Source organism: Flavonifractor sp. An306 (assembly GCF_002159455.1).
Classification (GTDB): domain Bacteria; phylum Bacillota; class Clostridia; order Oscillospirales; family Oscillospiraceae; genus Flavonifractor.
Genome location: NZ_NFIQ01000132.1, coordinates 1 through 3,961, shown reverse-complemented (window position 1 = coordinate 3,961; position 3,961 = coordinate 1). Strand labels below are relative to the sequence as shown.

Here is a 3,961-nt window from a genome sequence, read left to right as displayed (position 1 = left end):
TCGTTACCCGGTACGGCCTGCTGGGGCTGATGACCGCCCTGCCCACCACGCCGTCCTTTATGGACTATGAGGCGGTATACCTGCCCAAAAACCACTTCATTAAGGAAGATTCCATGGCGACAGACAAATACCTGTCCCTGTTTTATCCTTTTGACCAGCTGGACTTGGTGAAGAAAGGCATAGAATCCACGTGGAATGTGTCCGGTGACCGGACCATGATTGCACTGACCATGACCTTTATGGACGAACCAATGGCGAAGAACATGAGCTTTCAGCGGGAATATGCGGAACCCTACGACTGGGTTGCCCAGCAGCTTAAGGACTGGGCTTTTACGCTGACCACGGCCATTTTGTACTACAATGACTATGATTCCATCGACGAGGACGCACGGGGGCTGTATCGCAAGGCCATGGCTGCGTTCGGCGGGATCGCCCCCAGCTACCACATTGAGCTGCTGGATAAGCCCACCATCTATTGGGATTTCCATTCGCTGCTGCTGGGTATTCAGATGATGTTCAGCTTCATGCTGGTGGACGGCGACCAGCCCCTGCGCCTGTGTAAGCACTGCCAGAAGGTGTTCCTGGGCAGCCGATCCAACGCTGCCTTTTGCAGCCCACGGTGCAAGAACCAGTACAATGTCTACAAGAGCCGTTCTAAAAAGGGCGGAAATGAGGAGGAATGATACGCTATGGAAATTCTGAAACTCAGGGAACACAGCGAACTGGCATCGGAGGCCGCAGAGTGGTTTCATTCCAAGTGGGATATTCCAGTTGAAGAATATGCGGGAAGCATACAGGAGTGCTTGACGGGCAAAAGCATTGTTCCGCAGTGGTATGTTGCAGTCGAGAATCAGCAGATTATTGGTGGTATTGGGGTCATCGAAAACGATTTTCATAACCGCAAGGATTTGACGCCAAATGTCTGCGCGGTATATGTTGAGGAAAACTACCGTTGTCAGGGAATTGCAGGAAAGCTGCTGGAATATGTTTGTGAGGATATGCGTTCATTTGGCCTGGAAACCTTATATCTCATTACAGACCACACAGGCTTCTATGAGCGCTACGGATGGAAGTTCCTGTGTATGGCGCAGGGCGATGGTGAGGTAGATTTGTCGAGGATGTATGTTTATGATTTGAAATAGAAACGGTTATCGTTAAAAATTAGACATTTGGAGAGACCCGATAAATCATTTTGCGTTCGATTGGAGCGGCATTTATTGGAATCCAGAATTTGAAAATAAAGTAAACACCAAAGGGAGCTGCATGGATAATAGAAATGGAGATTATATATAAAAACTTACAAGAGAATGAGATAAGCCGAGAGCTATTTAGACATTTTGTACGGCATCAAACTGTTGTTAAATGTAGGCGAAAAGAAAACGGAAAATGGATTATCAAAGATGATCCGTTTATTGACGATTGGAGCGAAGCGGATTATAAATTCCTGGTTTCCTGCCTGAGAAACACAGCAGCAACAGGTGGATTGGTATATGCTGCTTTCTGCGAAGGGGTGTTGAAAGGTTTCGTGTCAGTTGAACCGAAACTTTTTGGGGGAAATCACAGATACCTTGACCTCTCAAGTATCCATGTGTCAGAGGATATGCGAGGAAAAGGGGTTGGCACTGCACTGTTTCGAGCAGCGAAAGAATGGGCAAAGGCACATGGAGCAAAAAAGTTGTACATCTCAGCCCATTCAGCCGTTGAAAGCCAGGCATTCTATCACAAAATGGGCTGTGCAGAGGCGGCTGTCTACAATCAGTCTCATGTAGAAACCGAGCCGTATGACTGCCAGTTGGAATGTAAAGTATGTGAGGATGACAGTTGATGAAAATAAGCAAAATTGAGGATAATAAAAAGAGATACATGAGCCTGCTTTTTCTTGCGGACGAGCAGGAAGATATGATCGACCGGTATCTTGAAAAAGGTACGATGTATGTTTTGGAGGAAAATGGCGTAAAAGCGGAATGTGTTGTTACTGACGAAGGCAGCAAAGTTCTTGAAATCAAGAACATTGCTGTTCTGCCGGAATGCCAGCGCATGGGCTACGGAAAACGGATGATTGAGTTTATTGAGCAGACATACCGTGATAATTTTCGTATTCTTCGTGTGGGGACGGGTGACAGTCAGCTGACGCTCCCTTTTTATAAGAAATGCGGTTTTATAGAAAGCCATCGTATCAAAAACTTTTTCACGGACAATTATGATCATCCTATCTTTGAATGCGGCGTTCAGCTTATTGATATGGTATATTTGGAAAAGAACTTACTATGGGAATCCAATACGATTCATCGAAAGAAGTAAATGGAATACCTGGCATTTTGTAAATGAATTACAAAATACAATCCAAACTTACCAAAACGATATGGAGGTGACGAGGAATGAGCGAGGAACAGGGGCTGACCCCGTATGAAACCAGAGAAATCCTCTTTTACAAGACCGAAAACGGAGAGGTGCGGGTGGAAATCCTGCTCTTTCAGGAAAATCTCTGGCTGACGCAGGCAAAAATGGCAGAGCTGTTCGAGGTGCAGAAAGCGGCCATTTCCAAGCATCTGAAAAAAATCTTTGAATCCGGCGAACTGAGCGAGGATTCAGTTGTTTCCAAAATGGAAACAACTGCGGCGGACGGGAAACGGTATCAGACCAATTATTATAATCTGGACGCCATTATCGCTGTGGGGTATCGTGTGAACTCCAAAAAGGCGACCATGTTCCGCATTTGGGCGAACCGGGTGTTGAAAGAGTTCATCATCAAGGGCTATGTGATGGATGACGCACGGCTGCGGGAGCCGGAAAATTTTTTCGGCAAGGATTATTTCGAGGAACAACTGGAGCGTATCCGGGACATCCGGGCCAGCGAGAGAAGGTTCTACCAGAAAATCACGGACATCTATTCCCAGTGCAGCGCTGACTACGATGTGGAAAGCCCCATCACAAAGGAGTTTTTCGCAACGGTGCAGAATAAGCTCCACTATGCGGTCACCCATCATACCGCCGCTGAGATCGTATACGGCCGTGCCGACAGCACCAAGCCCAACATGGGGCTGACCACATGGAAAAACGCCCCCAAAGGCCGCATCCGCAAATCGGATGTCACCGTTGCTAAAAACTATCTGAACGAAACGGAAATGCGTAACCTGAACGAGATTGTCACCATGTACCTGGACTATGCGGAACGGCAGGCCCGCCGTGGAAATGTCATGTATATGGCCGATTGGGTCAAGCGGCTTGACGCATTTTTACAGTTCAACGAGGAAGATATTCTGCATGATAAGGGCAAGGTGACCGCCGCCATTGCCAAAGCCTTTGCCGAGAAAGAGTTTGAAAAGTTCCGGGTTTTGCAGGATCGGACCTATCAGAGCGACTTTGACCGGCTGCTTGCGGAAACTTCGGATGCCCTGACAGAATAACCATATACACAGAAAGCCCACGCCTCCGGTTCTCTTTCCGGCTGCGTGGGCTTTTTCGGCCATCGCCTATTTCTTGTTTTGCAGCTGTTCATGGGCTTCCTGCTGGACGATCAGCCCCGCTGAAAAGCCATACTTGAAATGGCTCTCACTTTCCTCACACTGGGCGATAGCGTTCTGCGCCCGAAGCTCCTCCACCAGAGCATAGTCCTCTTTACTGAGCCGCTGGGAGAGCTGCTCCATCAACGCCGCACAGGTTTGGATCGCCTTGCGGTATTCCGGGGACGTGGGCACTACCGTTTCACAGGGATAAAACTCCCCGTTATACATGGCTTCCAAAATCATTGCGTTCCCTCCCTCAGCAGTAGACCAGCTCAGCCAGGACAATTTCCTCGGCTCTGTTGTGGATAGAGTTCATGGAGCGCACCCATGCCATCTGGTCGGCATCTTTCAGGGCTTCTGTGACGCCCTCTTGCTGCATCATGGCTTTTTCGATAATTTCCAGCCGCTCCCGGCAGGCGGTGTCGATTTCCTCCAAATGGGGAAACAGTTTTTCA

The 3,961-nt window shown here is 48.3% G+C and carries 7 protein-coding genes; 5 read left to right on the top strand and 2 right to left on the bottom strand.

Annotated elements, in window-relative coordinates; all coding sequences use genetic code 11:
- The 5 genes from B5F88_RS18590 to B5F88_RS18570 all read left to right on the top strand — a co-directional run.
- The coding region (locus B5F88_RS18590) for a hypothetical protein (RefSeq protein WP_087348947.1) at window positions 1–683 on the top strand (683 nt) is incomplete at its 5' end.
- A 6-nt stretch (window positions 684–689) separates the two neighbouring features.
- A complete protein-coding gene (locus B5F88_RS18585) occupies window positions 690–1,142 on the top strand; it encodes a GNAT family N-acetyltransferase (protein ID WP_087249498.1) in 453 nt (150 codons plus the stop codon).
- Between the two features lie 134 nt (window positions 1,143–1,276).
- Complete coding sequence (locus B5F88_RS18580) at window positions 1,277–1,825, top strand: GNAT family N-acetyltransferase (protein WP_087249496.1); 549 nt, start codon at window positions 1,277–1,279, stop codon at window positions 1,823–1,825.
- Window positions 1,825–2,301 carry a GNAT family N-acetyltransferase gene (locus tag B5F88_RS18575; RefSeq protein ID WP_087171134.1) on the top strand — a complete coding sequence of 159 codons (477 nt, stop codon included), beginning with the start codon at window positions 1,825–1,827 and terminating at the stop codon, window positions 2,299–2,301. The genes B5F88_RS18580 and B5F88_RS18575 overlap by 1 nt, the downstream gene beginning before the upstream one ends.
- Window positions 2,302–2,378: 77 nt before the next feature.
- On the top strand, window positions 2,379–3,407 hold the full coding sequence (locus B5F88_RS18570; RefSeq protein ID WP_087348945.1) for a virulence RhuM family protein: 1,029 nt from the start codon (window positions 2,379–2,381) through the stop codon (window positions 3,405–3,407).
- A 66-nt stretch (window positions 3,408–3,473) separates the two neighbouring features.
- Here the strand turns inward: B5F88_RS18570 and B5F88_RS18565 are convergent, their stop codons facing one another.
- Both B5F88_RS18565 and B5F88_RS18560 read right to left on the bottom strand, forming a co-directional pair.
- Complete coding sequence (locus B5F88_RS18565) at window positions 3,474–3,749, bottom strand: DUF6809 family protein (protein WP_002596150.1); 276 nt, start codon at window positions 3,747–3,749, stop codon at window positions 3,474–3,476.
- Between the two features lie 13 nt (window positions 3,750–3,762).
- A partial coding sequence (locus tag B5F88_RS18560; RefSeq protein WP_140402197.1) for a TnpV protein occupies window positions 3,763–3,961 on the bottom strand: 199 nt, incomplete at its 5' end.